Origin of the sequence: Litoreibacter arenae DSM 19593 (assembly GCF_000442275.2) — a bacterium.
In the GTDB taxonomy this organism is placed as follows: Bacteria; Pseudomonadota; Alphaproteobacteria; order Rhodobacterales; family Rhodobacteraceae; genus Litoreibacter; species Litoreibacter arenae.
Map to the genome: position 1 here is coordinate 280,509 of NZ_KE557306.1, position 16,574 is coordinate 297,082.

General features: G+C 60.2%; 17 protein-coding genes. 13 read left to right on the forward strand and 4 right to left on the reverse strand.

What is annotated here, in order from left to right:
• The first annotated feature begins 101 nt into the window (after positions 1-101).
• On the forward strand, positions 102-725 hold the full coding sequence (locus tag THALAR_RS01465) for a hypothetical protein (protein WP_040816984.1): 624 nt from the start codon (positions 102-104) through the stop codon (positions 723-725).
• Between the two features lie 54 nt (positions 726-779).
• Here THALAR_RS01465 and THALAR_RS18655 read toward each other — a convergent pair whose 3' ends face one another.
• The gene (locus THALAR_RS18655; RefSeq protein ID WP_021099689.1) at positions 780-902 is read right to left on the reverse strand and encodes a hypothetical protein; all 123 of its coding nucleotides are present in this window, start codon (positions 900-902) and stop codon (positions 780-782) included.
• 183 nt (positions 903-1,085) lie between these two features.
• On the opposite strand from THALAR_RS18655, the gene THALAR_RS01470 reads away from it, so the two are divergent.
• Positions 1,086-1,274: a hypothetical protein gene (locus THALAR_RS01470; protein ID WP_021099690.1), complete on the forward strand. Its 189-nt coding sequence runs from the start codon at positions 1,086-1,088 to the stop codon at positions 1,272-1,274.
• Here THALAR_RS01470 and THALAR_RS01475 read toward each other — a convergent pair.
• Positions 1,271-2,026, reverse strand: coding sequence for an alpha/beta fold hydrolase (locus tag THALAR_RS01475; protein WP_021099691.1), 756 nt, complete (start codon positions 2,024-2,026; stop codon positions 1,271-1,273). The two genes, THALAR_RS01470 and THALAR_RS01475, sit on opposite strands and share 4 nt — an antisense overlap.
• Positions 2,027-2,080: 54 nt before the next feature.
• Here THALAR_RS01475 and THALAR_RS01480 point away from each other — a divergent pair, with 54 nt between their 5' ends.
• Positions 2,081-2,452: a hypothetical protein gene (locus tag THALAR_RS01480; protein ID WP_040816986.1), complete on the forward strand. Its 372-nt coding sequence runs from the start codon at positions 2,081-2,083 to the stop codon at positions 2,450-2,452.
• Here THALAR_RS01480 and THALAR_RS01485 read toward each other — a convergent pair.
• The gene (locus THALAR_RS01485) at positions 2,449-3,360 is read right to left on the reverse strand and encodes a pirin family protein (protein WP_021099693.1); all 912 of its coding nucleotides are present in this window, start codon (positions 3,358-3,360) and stop codon (positions 2,449-2,451) included. The genes THALAR_RS01480 and THALAR_RS01485 overlap by 4 nt on opposite strands.
• Positions 3,361-3,516: 156 nt before the next feature.
• Between THALAR_RS01485 and THALAR_RS01490 the strand changes: the two genes are divergently transcribed.
• Complete coding sequence (locus THALAR_RS01490; protein ID WP_021099694.1) at positions 3,517-4,473, forward strand: NAD(P)-dependent oxidoreductase; 957 nt, start codon at positions 3,517-3,519, stop codon at positions 4,471-4,473.
• Positions 4,474-4,535: 62 nt separating this feature from the next.
• Complete coding sequence (locus tag THALAR_RS01495; RefSeq protein WP_021099695.1) at positions 4,536-5,057, forward strand: hypothetical protein; 522 nt, start codon at positions 4,536-4,538, stop codon at positions 5,055-5,057.
• Positions 5,058-5,099: 42 nt separating this feature from the next.
• On the opposite strand, the gene THALAR_RS01500 is transcribed toward THALAR_RS01495, so the two are convergent.
• Complete coding sequence (locus tag THALAR_RS01500; RefSeq protein WP_021099696.1) at positions 5,100-6,530, reverse strand: Glu/Leu/Phe/Val family dehydrogenase; 1,431 nt, start codon at positions 6,528-6,530, stop codon at positions 5,100-5,102.
• Positions 6,531-6,857: 327 nt separating this feature from the next.
• On the opposite strand from THALAR_RS01500, the gene THALAR_RS01505 reads away from it, so the two are divergent.
• From THALAR_RS01505 to dnaG, 8 genes are all read left to right on the forward strand, one after another.
• Entirely contained in the window at positions 6,858-8,351 is a 1,494-nt protein-coding gene (locus THALAR_RS01505) for a TadE/TadG family type IV pilus assembly protein (protein ID WP_021099697.1), read from the forward strand.
• Positions 8,348-8,908, forward strand: a complete 561-nt coding sequence (locus THALAR_RS01510; RefSeq protein WP_021099698.1) for a TadE/TadG family type IV pilus assembly protein — start codon at positions 8,348-8,350, stop codon at positions 8,906-8,908. Before THALAR_RS01505 ends, THALAR_RS01510 begins: the two co-directional genes overlap by 4 nt.
• Positions 8,905-9,486 (forward strand): TadE/TadG family type IV pilus assembly protein, encoded by a 582-nt coding sequence (locus THALAR_RS01515; RefSeq protein WP_021099699.1) that lies wholly within the window; start codon positions 8,905-8,907, stop codon positions 9,484-9,486. The genes THALAR_RS01510 and THALAR_RS01515 overlap by 4 nt, the downstream gene beginning before the upstream one ends.
• Before the next feature lie 105 nt (positions 9,487-9,591).
• Complete coding sequence (locus THALAR_RS01520; protein WP_021099700.1) at positions 9,592-10,845, forward strand: sarcosine oxidase subunit beta family protein; 1,254 nt, start codon at positions 9,592-9,594, stop codon at positions 10,843-10,845.
• Positions 10,846-10,854: 9 nt separating this feature from the next.
• On the forward strand, positions 10,855-11,115 hold the full coding sequence (locus THALAR_RS01525) for a sarcosine oxidase subunit delta (RefSeq protein WP_021099701.1): 261 nt from the start codon (positions 10,855-10,857) through the stop codon (positions 11,113-11,115).
• The gene (locus THALAR_RS01530) at positions 11,112-14,021 is read left to right on the forward strand and encodes a sarcosine oxidase subunit alpha family protein (RefSeq protein WP_021099702.1); all 2,910 of its coding nucleotides are present in this window, start codon (positions 11,112-11,114) and stop codon (positions 14,019-14,021) included. The genes THALAR_RS01525 and THALAR_RS01530 overlap by 4 nt, the downstream gene beginning before the upstream one ends.
• Complete coding sequence (locus tag THALAR_RS01535) at positions 14,014-14,547, forward strand: sarcosine oxidase subunit gamma (protein ID WP_021099703.1); 534 nt, start codon at positions 14,014-14,016, stop codon at positions 14,545-14,547. The genes THALAR_RS01530 and THALAR_RS01535 overlap by 8 nt, the downstream gene beginning before the upstream one ends.
• Before the next feature lie 51 nt (positions 14,548-14,598).
• The gene (gene dnaG / locus THALAR_RS01540; protein ID WP_021099704.1) at positions 14,599-16,551 is read left to right on the forward strand and encodes a DNA primase; all 1,953 of its coding nucleotides are present in this window, start codon (positions 14,599-14,601) and stop codon (positions 16,549-16,551) included.
• Positions 16,552-16,574 lie beyond the last annotated feature (23 nt).

Here is a 16,574-nt window from a genome sequence, read left to right on the forward strand (position 1 = left end):
GAGTTATTCATTTTTAGAGCGGGTGGGCGGCAGCGTTTTGCGCAGCAAAGCGCGTGCCCACGCGGTGAGATGGTGAAAAACTTTTCAAAGCGAAGATATTGATGGGTAGATACAAGCAAACCATTGTGCGAATTGGCGCCGGGCTTTCAGCAATTGGTGCGCTAACTTGGTTGCTTTGGCCATCCAGTCTAACAGATTTTTTAGACCCTGAGCCGCTGTTCATTTTTCTGTGCCTGTTCGTCGCTTGGATAGCCACCGAAGTCAAACAAAGCGAAGAAGTCATTTATCGAGAATCTACCCCAAATGACATTCGTCTCTCGCGGGAATTCCTTGAACTTCATAGGTGGCAGTTTCGTGACTTGTTTAACGAGGCAGACTTGTTTCAATTTCGAGAGCGTGAAGATTATTCACGATGCTACAATATATCAAACAGACGCGATGTTGGGGACCTCGAATTTCAAGACAAAGAACTCGACGCATTACTCTCGAAATTTATTGAGAGCCTTGACGAATTTAATAATTATATCGCAGGCAATACCGCGCCAGAATTAGTAGGCGGAAGGATGATGACTGGATTTAAGCCAGTCGGCATTGTGTCGCAGGAAAAATATGATCGACTTCTAAAAGAGGCCCGCAAGGCGAATGAACTCGCTGATGAAGTTTGGAAACGCTTCGACTATCTGATAGCTCAAGTAAAGCGGCTAGTTCCGGAAGCTCTAGATTAACTAACTAGTAAACTCAGGGTGGGATTCCAACTCACCAATCCACAGCCCCCAAGCCTACAACGCCCGCTTCACAGCCCGCGCCGCTCCACTGACATCCTGCCCAATACCGTCAACCGTCTCGCAGCCTGCCAGCACGAACACCAATGCTAGGCCTATCAAACTCAATCGCGTGATCATCGGCGTGACCCTTTCTGCTTTGATCCACACGCAATCTAGCAAGCGCAGGGTGGGTTTCCAACCCACCACCACCATCGTAGGGCGGGGTTCACCCCGCCACCCCGTCATATGACCCAGATCAAAGCCGCCCCCGCCGGGCCGCGATAAATTCGGCGCGAAATCACGACCAAGGAGTCACCAGTCATGTTCCGTCTCGCCTTCATTTTGTATTCGATGATCGCCACCACAATCGCCGGCACCGGCGTCATCGTGGTGTTGTCCATGGGCTATGACACCACCATGCCGATCGTGATTGCCGCCGCCGTGGGCTTCGTGATCTCGATCCCCGCGACGTGGTGGATCACCAAGCAGATCACCTCGAAAATCGTCTAGGCCCGATCCAGAAACGCCCTGACATTCGCCTCGAACTCGCGCGGCTTTTGCGCGTGCAGCCAATGCCCTGCGCCGGGTATCTTGGCGAATTTCGCGTTTGGAAACATCGGCTTGATGGCGGCCCGGTGGTCCCGCGTGACATAATCCGAGCCGCCGCCGGATAGGAACAGCGCGTCGCCCGTAAAGCTGCCGTGAATATCAGGGAAGCCGATGATCTTGCCCATCTCGGCGGTCAGCACATCCAGATTAAGACGCCATTTTTTCCCCGCAACATCAACGGATTGCGCCAGAAACTCCGGCAGGCCATCCTCCAGTTCCGTCATCTGTTCCAACACGTCAGACCGGCGTTCAACAGTTGAAAAGTCCACTTTCCGCATCGCTTCGATCGGACCCATTTGGCTATGGGCATATTCAACCGGCGCAATATCCGCGACGACCAGTTTGTTAACCAGTTCCGGCCGCGTCACCGCCAGCACCATCGCCGCCTTGCCGCCCATGGAATGCCCCAGCACATCCGCCGGAGCGCCCGTCTTTTCAACGACTTGCGCCAGATCGGCGGCAAGCGCCTCGTAGCTGTGGTTCTCGTCCCAGAAGCTATGCGCATGGTTGCGCATGTCGACGGCGTTAACCTCTCCACGGTCGGACAACCGCTTCGCGATCACCCCCCAATTGCGGCCAGAGCCGAACAATCCGTGGGCAATAAGCAGGGGCCGCGCAGCGCCCGGCGCGCCGTATGTTGTGTAGTTAAGCATAAACAAAGCTTTAGCAGCTTCCCGACTCTCGTGAAAGTGCGGTAAGACAACGGAATGGATAAGGTGGTTGTTGATCAGTTGGCGGAACGGATATCGGCTCTCTTGCGAGAGAAGCTGGGCATTCGCGGCCCGTCGCTGGAGGCCCAGACCCGTCGCGCAGGCCGCACCCTGCCGCGCCATGTCCGCCGCGCGGCGCTTGCGCTGGCGGATGCCGAGCGGATGGCGCAAGCGCCCACGATGCGTCTGCGGCTGGACCCGGGGCAGGTCAGCGCCGCATATGATACCTGCCTGCGCTACCTTGAGGGTGTTGACGAGAAGGCCCTGAAATCCAAGGCCTTCTTCGGGTTTGCGTCAACGGTCATCGTGCAGATCGTCGTGGTCGCCGGCGTCGCGATAACCGTACTGCGCTGGCGCGGCTACATTTAATGTGCAGGCTTGATGAACGTGTCGTTGCGCAGGTCACGCATCGCCTGCATTAGCTCTTCCTGCGTGTTCATCACGATTGGCCCGTGCCATGCCACAGGCTCCTCGATCGGCGCGCCGGAGATCAGCAGGAAGCGAATCCCGTGCTCGCCTGCTTGCACCGTCACCTCGTCACCTGTGCCGAACTGAACAAGCGTCCGGTCGCCCGACATGTCGCGGATGTTGACTTCCTCACCCATCACCTCTTTCTCCAGCAGAATCCCTTGAGGCGCGGAGGCATCGCGAAACGAGCCGGAGCCGTCGAACACATAGGCGAAAGCCCGGCGATAGGTGTCGATCTTGAACACCTTGCGCACGCCCGCAGGCACAAACACATCCAGATATTGAGGGTCCGCCGCGATGCCGTCCACGGGGCCTTTCTTGCCCCAGAACTCCCCTATGATGACTTTCACGCAGGTGCCGTCATCGTCGATGATCTCGGGAATGTCCTTGCCCTGCACGTCCTGATAGCGCGGCGCGGTCATCTTTAGCGAGCCGGGCAGGTTCGCCCAAAGCTGAAATCCGTGCATTTGCCCTTGGGCGTTTCCTTTCGGCATCTCCTGATGGAGAATGCCTGATCCCGCGGTCATCCACTGGACATCACCCGCACCCAAAGTCCCCTCGTTTCCAAGGCTGTCGCCATGCTCGACGGTGCCGTTCAGCACATAGGTGACGGTTTCGATACCGCGATGGGGATGCCACGGAAATCCGCGCATGAAATCCTCCGGCCGCTCGTTGCGGAAGTCGTCGAACAACAGGAACGGGTCCAGCATGCTGGGGTCGTGAAACCCGAATGCGCGGTGCAGTTTGACGCCTGCGCCTTCCAATGTCGGAACCGCGGCGGAGGTTGATTTTACGGGTCTGATAGACATGGTTATCTCCTTTGACCCCAAAGTTAGGGCAGGGCGCGCAATACGACAATCGCCAGCCCGCGCACAGACACCGTTCGCCCGCGCGCATGTCGGGATTGGGACAGACCGGTCGCCCATGGTCTTCCACCTTCCTCGCATGAATTAGCGGAGGCGCAGATGCGAATTGGATTTATCGGGTTGGGCAATGTCGGGGGAAAGCTGTCCGGCTCCCTTATCCGCAACGGGCATGACGTCACCGTACGCGATCTTGATGCCGAATTGGTGGCGAGTGCGGTCGAGAAGGGGGCGCGTTCCGCTGACAGCCCGCGCACCCTGATGGAGCAATGCGACGTCGTCATCACCTGCCTGCCACATCCGACGATTTCCGCGCAGGTCGTCGAAGGCAAAGACGGGCTGCTTGAGGCCGCCGGTCCGGGCAAAATCTGGTTGGAAATGTCCACGACCGACGAGGCCGAGGTCAAACGGCTGGGCGCGAAGATGATTGCGACGGGCGCTGCGGCGGTCGATTGCCCCGTGTCAGGCGGATGCCACCGCGCGGATACGGGAAACATCTCGATCTTCGCGGGCTGCGACCGCGCCACGTTCGAGACGGTCCTGCCGCTGCTCACCACAATGGGCCGCCGTGTTCTGCACACAGGCGATCTGGGGTCCGCGTCCGTTCTGAAGGTGCTGACCAACTATCTGGCCACCGCCAACCTGATCACCTGTGCCGAGGCGCTGACCGTCGCGAAGGGGGCCGGAATGGATTTGAACGTGGCCTACGAGGCCATCAAGATCTCGTCCGGCACGTCCTTCGTACACGAGACCGAAAGTCAGGTCATCCTCAACGGCTCGCGCGACATATCGTTTACGATGGACCTTGTCCTGAAAGATATAGGGCTGTTTCAAGAGGTCGCGGACAGGGCGGGTATCCCGTTGGAAATGAACCCGCTGATGATCCGGATATTCAAGGACGGCATCGCGCGATATGGCGCGCGTGAGTTTTCGCCGAACATCATCCGGAGGCTGGAAGACGCCACAGGTCTTGACGTCACCGCTTCGGGTTTCCCTGCCGAAATGGTCGATGACGAGCCGGAAGAGCAAGGCTACGAGGTCACACCTCCGCGCGGTTGAGGACTGGCGTTGCGCGGCGCCCCGCGTTAAGGCGGGACGCACTCTAACAGGAAGTTGGCTTGATGGCGGATATTGACGACCCCTCCCGGACCGAGGTCATTGCTGGGCTGATACCGTCCGCCCCGCGACGGATGTTCGGCACGACGGTGCTTTATGCCTTGGGGGCGCTGTTGTTCTATCTGGTCGTCTCGCAGCCGCCCGACGGGCTTCATCTGGTGTTCCTGCTGGCCCTCATCGGGGCCGCGTCAATCTATGGCGGCTACAAGATGTGGCAGGCGACCGGCTATATGATCGAGTTGACCGAGGAGGAATTGCGCCTGTCCAATGGCGACACGATCTTCCGCATGGACAATGTCGCGAAGGTGGATCGCAGCTTCTTCGCGTTCAAGCCGTCGAACGGCTTTCTGGTGACCTTGAAGACGTCTCAACCGTTTGCCTGGGCACCCGGTCTTTGGTGGCGCTTTGGCAAGCGTGTCGGCGTCGGTGGGCTGACATCCGGTGCCGAGGGCAAGATCATGGCGGACACTCTTTCCGCGATGATCGCCGTGCGTAGCGGTGAAGTGGATCTTGACGGTATCAAATAGCGTGGGCGGGCGGGGCATGGTGTATGCCCCGCCCGATTGGTTTCACAGACCCTTGGCGCGGTAGCTGCTTGCGATCCGGTCGATCGCGACAAGATAGGCCGCAATCCGCAGATCCTCCACGTCGTCGCGGCCGTGCCAAACGGCACGCATCGCCTGATAGGCCGTGCGCATCGTGTCGTCGAGGCCGGAGCGGACCAGCTCGATCTCCCCCGCGCCGCGCAGGAAGCGCGCCTTGAAGTCGGGGCTCAATTCCCAGCCAAGCTGCTTGTCGGCGGACAGGCGTTCCAGCTCGTTGATCAGCAGGTGATGCTGCGCCTCTTCCTGCCGCTTGCCCATGCGGCCAAAACGGATGTGGCTCAGGTTCTTGACCCATTCGAAATAGGACACGGTCACACCCCCCGCATTAGCGTAGAGATCGGGGATGATGACGCAGCCCTTCTCGCGCAGAACCTCGTCCGCGCCTGCCGTGATCGGGCCATTTGCGGCCTCGATGATCAGCGGCGCCTGAACGCGCTCGGCGTTGGACAGGTTGATAACCCCCTCAAGCGCTGCCGGGATCATGATGTCGCACGGCGCTTCCAGCATGCTGTCGCCGTTCTCCACGTATTGCCCCTCAGGGCAGCCTTTCACGCCACCGTTTTCGTTGATCCATTCCCGAACCGCTTCCACGTTCAGGCCCTTGTCGCTGGTCAGCGCACCGTCCCGCTCGATGATGCCGACGATCTTCGCGCCATCCTCCTCCGACAGGAATTTGGCGGCGTGGTAGCCCACATTGCCAAGTCCTTGCACGATGATCCGCTTGCCTTCCAGTGACCCTTCAAGACCCGCCTTCGCAATATCCTCGGGGTAGCGGAAGAACTCTTGCAACGCGTATTGGACGCCGCGGCCGGTCGCCTCGACCCGCCCCGCGATGCCGCCCGCGTTCAACGGTTTGCCCGTGACGCAGGCCCGCGCGTTGATATCCGTGGTGTTCATGCGGGCGTATTGGTCCGCGATCCACGCCATCTCGCGCTCGCCCGTTCCCATATCGGGGGCGGGCACGTTCTGCGACGGGTGGATCAGGTCGCGCTTGGCCAGTTCATAGGCAAAGCGGCGGGTGATCTGCTCAAGCTCGTGCTCGTCCCATTCACGCGGGTCGATGCACAGCCCGCCTTTGGAGCCGCCAAAAGGCGTCTCCACCAGTGCACATTTGAACGTCATCAGCGCGGCAAGCGCCTCCACCTCGTCCTGATGCACGTTGGGGGCGAAGCGGATGCCACCCTTGACCGGTTCCATATGCTCTGAGTGCACGGCGCGGTAGCCGGTAAAGGTATGGATCTGGCCGCGAAGCCGCACGCCGAAGCGCACCGTGTAGGTCGCGTTGCAGACCCTGATCTTGTTTTCCAGCCCAGGCGGAAGGTCCATCAGGCTGACGGCCCGGTTGAACATCAACTCGACTGACTCACGGAAGGAGGGTTCGTTGGGTGTATTCATGACATCTCTCCTGACACGGCTGGTATTAACAAATCGCTTAAATTTCGGGCGACTTGAAAACCGAGCCTAGAGCGGGTCCCGCCGCAAGGTAAATGGTTATTAGCGATTTGACCGGTCTTCCGCCTGATTCCGTGGATAACCCTGCCCATTGGTGAGACGGCGGGAACAATGGCTTTTAAATCACTGAAAAGTTGCAAAAAACACCTGTTAAACGCCCCAATTATGCCTGAATTCGTCAAACTCTGGCCACAGTAATCGGGCTGATTGGCGGTTGGACGAATTACGTCCGTGAACATAGACGCGTGCTGGCGTCAGGGAAGGGCAGTCATGAGTGACATGCGTAAAGAAGGTGTTAACGCCTCTCAGGTTTTGGGGGCCGAGTCAGGGTTTTTCCGGCAGGTGCAGACGCGTCTGGCCGGACGTACCCGAGGGTTTGCAGGCGAAGAAAACGGGACGATGATCATCTTCGGCCTGACAATTTTCATTATGGTGCTGGTCGCAACCGGCATGGCGATCGACTTCATGCGTCATGAAAACATGCGATCCCGCCTCCAGTCGACACTGGACCGCGCGGTGCTGGCCGCGGCGGATCTTGACCAGATGAACGACCCCAAAGCCGTGGTGGAGGACTACTTCGCCAAATCCGGCCTAAGTGGCTATGATCTGGACGTCGATGTGAAGGAAGGCCTGAACTACCGCACAGTGACCGCCAGCGCGTCCAGCGAAGTGAACAGCATGTTCCTGAACATGGTCGGCATCGACAGCATCGACGCGCCTGCCGGTGGTGCCGCCGAGGAGCGGATCAACAACGTCGAGATCTCGCTTGTGCTCGACATCTCAGGCTCGATGGACGACAACGACAAAATCGAAAACATGCAGCATGCGGCAAAGGAATTTGTCGATACGATGATTACACCGGATACCAAAGAACTGGTGTCGATCTCGATTGTTCCCTACACCGGTCAGACCAATGCCGGGCAGACGCTCTTCAACGCCCTCAACGTGAACCAGGTGCATGACTATTCGTACTGCGTCGAGTTTGAGAGCAGCGACTTTCAGAGCGTGCCGCTAAACTTTTCCAAGCAATACGCGCAGATGCAGCACTACGAGTATTCGAGCCGCTATTATGGCTCGTGGGCGAACTACAAAATTCAGGATCCGTGGTGCTCCGATAAGACGGACGAAGAAATCAAGGCGTTCCAGAACAACAATACCGAGCTGAAGCGCGTCATCGATTCCTATCGGCCGCGCACGGCTACGGGCATTCACTACGCAATGAAGTGGGCCGCTGCCCTGCTGGATCCCAGCATCCGGTCTACCGTCAGCGGTATGATCAACACGGGCACGGTGGACTCGGTCTTTGAGGGACGCCCGGCCTCCTACAGCGACGAGGAAACCATCAAGGTCATCGTCCTGATGACAGACGGGATGAATGTGGACCAATACCGCATCAGAAGCTGGGCCTACAACTCCACATCGGAGTATCAGCACTGGGCGAAATACACCCTGTGGTACTACCTCAACAACTACGTCTACTGGCGTGACCGCGGGGACTACTATTACTTCAAGCAGTCCAATGACCAAGCCGATGACCAGCTGGACGATATCTGCGACGCCGCGAAGGCGACGGGGAGCAAACCTAGCGAAGCAATCGTGATCTTCTCGATCGGGTTCGAGATCAACGACAACCCGGCTGCGAAAAAGGTGATGAGCGATTGTGCAACCTCAGACAGCCACTTCTACGCGGTCGAAGGTGTGGAGATCAGCGACGCTTTCGGGGCTATCGCGCGTACCATTAACCAGTTGAGGTTGATCCAATGACGCATCGCAAGCGCAACCGGCCTGTCCGGTTCTTGCGCTCCCTCATGGGGCGCGAGGACGGCAACGCTACGATCGAGTTCGCAATCCTTTTCCCGGTCTTCATGCTCATTTTCATGTCCATCTTCGAGATCGGTATGCTGATGACGCGCTACATGATGTTCGACCGCGCACTGGATGTGGCTGTGCGTCATGTGCGTCTGGCCGAGGACCGCTCTTTCACACAGGATCAGGTCAAACAGCTCCTGTGCTCGCAAACCGTCATTCTGCGCAACCATTGTCTGGAGGACCTGATGCTGGAGATGGTACGCCTCGACGAGGACGACCAAAATTGGGTTTTCCCGACAGACGCCACGCCTTGCCGTGACCTGTCCCAGGAAGTGCAGCCGGCAACGGCTCACGTCACGGGTGAAGGAAACGACGTCATCTTCGTGCGCGCCTGTATGTCGATCGAGCCGTTCTTCCCGACAGCCGCGCTGGGCGAGTATCTGACTCGCGATAGTGCGGGGCGTCTCAACATGATCGCCATGTCGGCCTTTTCCGTGGAGCCGAACGAATGATGACATCTTTGAAAAAGCTAACCGCGCCCATTGCCCGCTTCGTTCGTGACACAAGGGCGTCGGCGACCGTCGAGGCCGTGTTGATCATGCCGCTTCTGATGGCTTGGTTCGTGGGCAGCTTCGTGTTCTTTGACGGCTTCAAGAACCGCAACACCGCGATGAAGGCCTCCTACACCATCGGCGACATCCTCTCGCGCCGCACCGAAGGCGCAACGGCCCAGTATATCGACAACCTGCAAGACCTGTTCGACTCGCTGGCCTACACTTCCGGCAGTTCTGCCATTCGGGTGACAAGCCTGACATGGAACGGCAAAAAGCACCGCGTGCTCTGGTCCCATTCCACCAAGAGCAAGCTGCCGGTGCACACCAACGATACGGTCAGGGGCTCTGCCTTCCGCAACCGGATCCCGTTGATGGCCGTGGCCGAGACCGTCATTCTGGTCGAGACCTTCATCGACTATAACCCCGCCTTCAACGTCGGCTGGAGCCACCATCTGTTCGAAAACTTCGTAGTGACGTCGCCGCGCTTCGCCTCCTGCCTGTCGTGGGACAACGGGGTCGACGTGCCGCACTGCTAGCCGCATCGGCGCATTCGTCGCTCAGATACAAGCCAATGTCGGGCAGGGCCTTTCGCTCTGCCCGTTTTGCTGTTTTTCTACCCGTGACACTCGCGGGAGAGACGCATGGGCTATAACGCCTTCCAAATCCTCAAAGAGGGGCTGACCGGAAACAAGGGCTGGCGCCCTGTCTGGCGCGACCCCGAGCCGAAGTCCGAATATGACATCATCATCATCGGCGGCGGCGGGCATGGCCTGTCCACCGCCTATTATCTGGCGAAGAACCACGGGCTAACCAACATTGCGGTGATCGAAAAGGGCTATATCGGCGGCGGCAATGTGGGCCGCAACACCACCATCGTGCGCGCCAACTATCTCCTGCCGGGCAATTCGGAGTTCTACTCCCACTCCCTCAAGCTCTGGGAAAGCATGGAGCAGGACCTCAACTACAACGCCATGCACTCGGCCCGTGGCCTGATCAACCTGTTCCACTCCGACGGCCAGCGCGACGCCTTCTCGCGGCGCGGCAACATGATGTGCAACCAGGGCGACGACGCGATCCTGCTGGACCGAGAAGGGGTGCGCAAACATCTGCCCTACCTCGACTTCGAGAACCACCGCTTCCCCGTCTATGGTGGCCTCTACCACCCGCGCGGCGGCACCGCCCGCCATGACGCGGTGGCGTGGGGCTACGCCCGCGGGGCCGACCAACTGGGCGTCGACATCATCCAGCAATGCGAAGTCACCGGCATCGACGTGCACGACGGCAAGGTCCAAGGCGTCCAAACCTCGCGCGGGACCATCCGCGCCAAGCGCGTCGGCATCGTCGTCGCAGGCCGCTCCTCCCAAGTCGCCGCCATGGCGGGGCTGGAAGTGCCCATCGAATCCCACATCCTGCAAGCCTTCGTTACCGAGGGTCTCAAACCCACAGTCGACCACGTCGTCAGCTTCGGCATGGGCCACTTCTACCTCAGCCAGTCCGACAAGGGCGGCTTGGTCTTCGGCGGCGATCTGGACTTCTACGCAAGCTACGCCCAACGCGGCAACCTGCCGATGATGGAGCATGTGATGGAGGCCGGGATGTCCCTCGTCCCCGCAATCGGCAAGGCCAAGGTCCTGCGCTCATGGGGCGGGATCATGGACATGACCCCCGACGGCTCTTTCATCATCGACCGCACATCGGTCGACGGCCTCTACATGGATTGCGGCTGGTGCTATGGCGGCTTCAAGGCGGTGCCCGCGTCCGGCTGGTGCATGGCGCATCTGATGGCCGAGGACAAACTGCACGAGGTCGCTGCAAAACACACGTTCGAGCGCTTTCGCACAGGCCACGGCCTGATGGACGAAGAGGGCACCGGCTCTCAACACAACCTGCACTGAGGACGAGCAATGCGTATCAACTGCCCCATCTGCGGTGACCGTGACTGGCGCGAGTTTTACTACCTCGGTGCCGCCGACTACCTGAACCGTCCTGCCGAAGGCGATCTGGACGCGATCCACAAATACCTTCACATCCGCGAAAACCCCGCAGGCGTGACAAAAGACCTGTGGCATCACGAGGCGGGTTGCTCCAGCTGGCTGGTGGTGGAACGCAACGTGACCACCCACGAAATCCTAGGCGTTGAACTCGCGGCGGAGGTCAAGCGATGAGGATTGACGGCAGAGGCCTCATCGACCGCTCGGAGCGGCGCAGTTTCTCCTTCAATGGCAACAGCTATTCCGGCTTCAAAGGCGACACGCTCGCCTCAACGCTCCTTGCTAACAATGTCAAACTGGTGGCCCGCTCCTTCAAATACCACCGCCCGCGCGGCATCATGTCCGACGGCACCCAAGAGCCGAACGGCCTGGTCGAGTTGCACCAAGGCAACCAGATCACCCCGAACCTACGGCTGACAGGTCAAGAACTTGTAAACGGGCTCGATATCCGGTCGCAAAACCATCTTGGCTCCCTCGATTGGGACTTGCTGGAGGTGAACGACCTGCTGTCACCCTTCCTCAGCGCGGGGTTCTATTACAAGACCTTCATGTGGCCCAAAGCCTTCTGGGAAAGGCTATACGAGCCGATCATCCGCCGCGCCGCAGGCTTGGGCCGACTGTCGATGGAGAATAACTCCGACCGCTATGACAAGGCGTTCGCGTTCTGCGACGTGCTCGTAATCGGCTCCGGCCCCGCTGGTATTATGGCGGCCCTCACGGCCGCGAAGGCGGGCGCGCAGGTCATTCTGGCCGAGGAGGATTTCATCTTCGGCGGTCGTCTCAATTCCGAGACCTATGAGGTCGGCGACAAGCCCGGCCATATCTGGGCAGCGGAACAGATCGACAAGCTGCGCGGGATGGACAACGTCCGCCTGATGAAGCGCACCACCGTGACGGGGGCCTATGACGGCGGCACGTATGGGGCGCTGCAACGCGTGTCGCATCACGTCAAGCACCCGGGCGATGCCCCGCTGGAGACCTTCTGGCGCATCACGGCCCGTGGCTGCGTCTACGCGGCAGGCGCGATGGAGCGCCCGATCGCGTTCCAGAACAACGACCGCCCGGGCGTGATGATGGCCAGCGCCATGCGCGGCTACCTGAACCGCTACGGCGTCGCCTCAGGCAAGCGCGTGGCGCTCTTCGGCAACAACGACGACGCCTTTCGCACCGCGCAAGATCTGGCGGCGGCGGGCGTCCATATCGCGGCCTATGTCGACAGCCGCGCCGACGCGCAGATCACGGGCGACTTCCCCATTTACAAGGACGCACATGTCACCAACGTGAAAGGCCGCAAGCAAGTCGAAGGCGTCACCATTTCCGGCGGGGTGGGTGACGTCATGGCCGACGCGCTGGGTGTCTCCGGCGGCTGGAACCCGACGGTGCATTTGGCCTGCCACATGAACGGCCGCCCGCAGTGGAACGAGCAGATCGCCGCCTTCATCCCGTCGCCGAACATGGTCCCGGGAATGGAGGTCGCGGGGGCGGCTGGCGGCACCTTCTCCACCCATGGCTGCCTGAAGTCCGGCGTGTTCCGCGCTAAGGAAGTGTTAAAGGCTTTGGGGCTGGAGGGCCGCGCACCTGCCATACCAAAAGCCGACACATCGCAGACGCAAATCCGACCGCTCTGGACGGTCCCCGGAAAGGGCCGCGCATGGCTCGATTTTCAGAACGACGTGACCGTCAAGGACGTGACACTCGCCGCGCAAGAGAACTTCAAATCCGTCGAGCACATGAAGCGCTACACCACTCAAGGCATGGCGCCGGATCAGGGAAAAAACAGCAATGTCAACGCGTTGGCCGTGCTTGCTGATCTAACGGGCCGCGCAATCCCCGAAACCGGCACCACAACCTACCGCCCGCCCTACACGCCGGTCTCCATCGCCGCCATGGGTGCCTACGCCCAAGGCACCGGTTTCGCCCCCCAACGCTTCACCACCAGCGACGAATTATCCCGTAAAATCAACGCCCCGATGATCGAATCCGGTCTCTGGTATCGCCCCAGCTACTTCCCCAAAGACGGCGAGCATCACTGGCGTCAGTCCTGCGACCGCGAGGTCAACATGGTGCGCTCCGCGGTGGGGATTGCCGATGTGTCGACCTTGGGTAAAATCGACATTCAGGGGCCGGATGCAGGCAAGTTCCTCGATTTTCTTTACATAAACACGTTTTCCACCCTCAAACCCGGCAAGGTCCGCTACGGCATCATGCTGCGCGAGGACAGCCATGTGATGGACGACGGCACCACCGCCTGCATCGCTGAGAACCACTTTGTCATGACCACAACCACCGCCGCCGCAGGGCAGGTGATGCGACATTTGGAGTTTGTTTCCCAATGCTTACGTCCTGATCTTGACGTGCAGTTCATCTCGGTGACAGAGCAATGGGCCCAATTCGCGGTCGCCGGCCCAAAATCGCGCGACCTGTTGGCCAACGTGCTCGACACCCCGCCGGATCTGCCGTTCATGGGCTGCGGCGAAGTCTCCATCGGCGGTATCAAAGCCCGCCTGTTCCGTATCTCGTTCTCGGGCGAGCACGCCTACGAGTTGGCTATTCCAGCCCGCTATGGAGAAAGCCTTTTCAAAGCCTTACTGGATACAGCTAAAGCACGGGACGGCGGTCCCTACGGTATGGAGGCACTCAACGTCTTGCGCATAGAAAAGGGCTTCATCACCCACTCCGAAATCCACGGACGCGTGACGGCGGGTGATATCGGCATGGGCATGATGATGTCGAAGAAGAAGGACTTTATCGGCAAGACAGCCGCCATGCGCCCCGGTCTGATCGAAGATCGCGAAGAACTCGTGGGCCTGAAACCCGTGGGCGCGGTGAAGGAGCTGAACGCAGGCGCGTTCTTCTTTGCCGAAGACGCCGACCCCGTTCGCCAGAACCAGCAGGGCTACACCACGTCGGTAGCCTTCTCACCGGAACTGGGGATGATCGGTCTGGGCTTCCTCCAGAACGGGCGCGAGCGGCATGGCGAGGTGCTGAAACTCGTGGACCATTTGCGTGAAGTTACGACACGGGTAGAGATCTGCCATCCCGTATTCCTCGACCCCGAAGGGAGCAAAGCCCGTGATTGATCTTGTCGCCAAATCCGCAGCCGAAGGGCTGCTGCCCGTCACCATCGGCGCGTTGACCCTTTCAGAGATTCCGCACCGCGAGGTCCATTCCATCGCACCCTTTAAGGGCGCGAAGGTCTCCACCGCGTTGAAGAAGGCTGTGGGCATTGAGTTGCCTGAAGCGGGACGCTCGACCACCAAGGGCGATGTGCAGGTCCTGTGGACCGCGCGCGGGCAGTATTTCCTGATCGGGGCCAAACCGCCCAAACTCCCCGCCGCGATCACGGACCAGTCCGACGCGTGGTGCGCGGTGGCGTTGACAGGGCCAAGCGCGGGTGACGCGCTGGCGCGGCTTTGTCCGCTGGATACCGCGAAGATGGGGCAGGGCGACGTTGCCCGGTCGCTCATCGGGCATATGTCGGCGATCATAGTCAAGCGGGTCGACGGCTTCGAGACCATTGTCTTCCGTGCCTTTGCCAGAACGCTGGTTCACGAGTTGCGAAAGGTCATGACGTCGCTTGATGCCCAAGCCGCCTTGCCCGATTAAAACAAACGCGGTCACTGGACTCTGGAGCCGCGCGGACCGATATTCTGGTCCATGAGCTTGCCACCCGGTTTCCTTGACGAATTACGCTCCCGCACCTCGATCGCGCAGGTGGTCGGGCGCAAGGTCATGTGGGACACGCGCAAGTCCAATCAGGGCAAGGGCGATATGTGGGCGCCTTGTCCGTTCCATCAGGAAAAATCCGCCAGCTTTCACGTCGACGACCGCAAAGGGTACTACTACTGCTTCGGCTGCCACGCGAAGGGCGATGCGCTCGGCTTCATTCAGGAAACCGAGAACGTGTCGTTTATGGAGGCGGTCGAGATCATGGCGCGGGAGGCTGGCATGACCATGCCCGCCCGCGACCCGCAGGCGCAGAAGAAGGCCGACCGGCGCACGCAGCTGGCCGATGTGATGGAGCAGGCGGCGCAGTTCTACCGGCTGCAATACAAAGCCGGGGCAGGGGCCGCCGCGCGGGACTACATCAACAAACGCGGGCTTTCCCCGCAGACGCAAGACCAGTTCGAGATCGGCTTCGCGCCCGATGGTTGGCAAAACCTGTGGGATCATCTGACCGGCAAGGGCGTGGCGGAGGAATTGATCCTTGCCGCCGGACTGGCCAAGGAATCAAACAAGGGCGGCAAGCCTTATGATACGTTTCGTAACCGCATCATGTTCCCGATCCGTGATCCCCGCAAACGCTGCATCGCGTTCGGTGGTCGTGCGATGGACCCGAATGACAACGCCAAATACCTGAACTCCCCCGAGACGGAACTGTTCGACAAGGGCCGCTCGCTCTACAACCACGGCCCCGCGCGGGAAGCGGCGGGCAAGGGACAACCGCTGATCGTGGCGGAAGGCTATATGGACGTGATTGCCTTGGCGGCGGCGGGTCTGACGGCCTCGGTCGCGCCCTTGGGCACTGCCGTGACGGAAACGCAGTTGCAGCTGTTGTGGCGCATCTCGCCCGAGCCGGTGATCGCGCTGGACGGTGACAAGGCGGGCATCGGTGCCGCGATGCGCCTTATTGACTTGGCGCTGCCGATGTTGTCCGCAGGCCAGTCCCTGCGCTTTTGCGTTCTGCCCGAAGGGTTGGACCCTGACGATCTGATCAAGACCCAAGGCGTCGATGCCATGCGCGAGTTGGTCGAAAACTCCAAGCCGCTGGTGCATCTGCTGTGGCAGCGGGAGACCGAGGGCAAGGTTTTCGACAGCCCCGAGCGCCGCGCCGCGCTGGATCAGTCCCTGCGCGAGGCGTTGAAGAAGATCACCGACGGCAACCTGCGCAGCCATTACGGCCACGAAATCAAGCGCCTGCGGGCCGATCTGTTCGGCCTGAACGAGGCACCGCGCGAAAATACGTGGCAACGGAGCCGTGGGCCGTGGAAGGGCAAAAGCAAGTTTCCCGACAAAGGTGTCGCCGTGGCGTCGACCAAGAACTCCCTGCTGGCGCAAAGCACGGATGTGGAAGAGCGGGTGCGCGAGGCCGTCATTCTGGTGATCCTCATGGCGCATCCGGATTTGCTGAACCACTTTCTCGCCGATCTGGAAACGCTGGACTTGCACGGTGAAGACCACCGCAAGATCCTGTCGGCGCTGCTGCGTCACAGCGACGAGACCGACGCGGAGCATTTGAAAAACATCCTCACCGCAGAGATCGGGGCCGCGCCCCTTGAAAAGCTCTGGTCGCTGAGCCATGTGCAGATTGCGCCCGCCGTTCGGGCAGGCGCGGACCCGACGCTCACCCGTATGACCATGGCCGAGGAGTTGGCAAAGCTGGAGGCCCGGCGTGGTATCCAGCGTGAAATAGAAGATGCGGTGGAAGACCTTGCAGGGGTCGCCGACGAGGCGCTGACATGGCGGGTCGGACAGGCGGCGGAAGCCCGCAATGCGTCGATGCGCAGCAAGGGCATCTCGGACGGGGGTGACGGCGAGGATCGCGGCTCTATGTCCGACTATCTGCAATCGCTGATCGACGGCGAGATTTGGGTCAAGAAAGGGCGTTAAGCCCGATGGATAAACCGACGTGC

Coding starts and splice junctions, on each gene's coding strand:
- THALAR_RS01465 (WP_040816984.1), top strand. CDS start 102: ATGGGTAGATACAAGCAAACCATTGTGCGAATTGGCGCCGGGCTTTCA.
- THALAR_RS18655 (WP_021099689.1), bottom strand. CDS start 902: ATGATCACGCGATTGAGTTTGATAGGCCTAGCATTGGTGTTCGTGCTG.
- THALAR_RS01470 (WP_021099690.1), top strand. CDS start 1,086: ATGTTCCGTCTCGCCTTCATTTTGTATTCGATGATCGCCACCACAATC.
- THALAR_RS01475 (WP_021099691.1), bottom strand. CDS start 2,026: ATGCTTAACTACACAACATACGGCGCGCCGGGCGCTGCGCGGCCCCTG.
- THALAR_RS01480 (WP_040816986.1), top strand. CDS start 2,081: ATGGATAAGGTGGTTGTTGATCAGTTGGCGGAACGGATATCGGCTCTC.
- THALAR_RS01485 (WP_021099693.1), bottom strand. CDS start 3,360: ATGTCTATCAGACCCGTAAAATCAACCTCCGCCGCGGTTCCGACATTG.
- THALAR_RS01490 (WP_021099694.1), top strand. CDS start 3,517: ATGCGAATTGGATTTATCGGGTTGGGCAATGTCGGGGGAAAGCTGTCC.
- THALAR_RS01495 (WP_021099695.1), top strand. CDS start 4,536: ATGGCGGATATTGACGACCCCTCCCGGACCGAGGTCATTGCTGGGCTG.
- THALAR_RS01500 (WP_021099696.1), bottom strand. CDS start 6,530: ATGAATACACCCAACGAACCCTCCTTCCGTGAGTCAGTCGAGTTGATG.
- THALAR_RS01505 (WP_021099697.1), top strand. CDS start 6,858: ATGAGTGACATGCGTAAAGAAGGTGTTAACGCCTCTCAGGTTTTGGGG.
- THALAR_RS01510 (WP_021099698.1), top strand. CDS start 8,348: ATGACGCATCGCAAGCGCAACCGGCCTGTCCGGTTCTTGCGCTCCCTC.
- THALAR_RS01515 (WP_021099699.1), top strand. CDS start 8,905: ATGATGACATCTTTGAAAAAGCTAACCGCGCCCATTGCCCGCTTCGTT.
- THALAR_RS01520 (WP_021099700.1), top strand. CDS start 9,592: ATGGGCTATAACGCCTTCCAAATCCTCAAAGAGGGGCTGACCGGAAAC.
- THALAR_RS01525 (WP_021099701.1), top strand. CDS start 10,855: ATGCGTATCAACTGCCCCATCTGCGGTGACCGTGACTGGCGCGAGTTT.
- THALAR_RS01530 (WP_021099702.1), top strand. CDS start 11,112: ATGAGGATTGACGGCAGAGGCCTCATCGACCGCTCGGAGCGGCGCAGT.
- dnaG (WP_021099704.1), top strand. CDS start 14,599: ATGAGCTTGCCACCCGGTTTCCTTGACGAATTACGCTCCCGCACCTCG.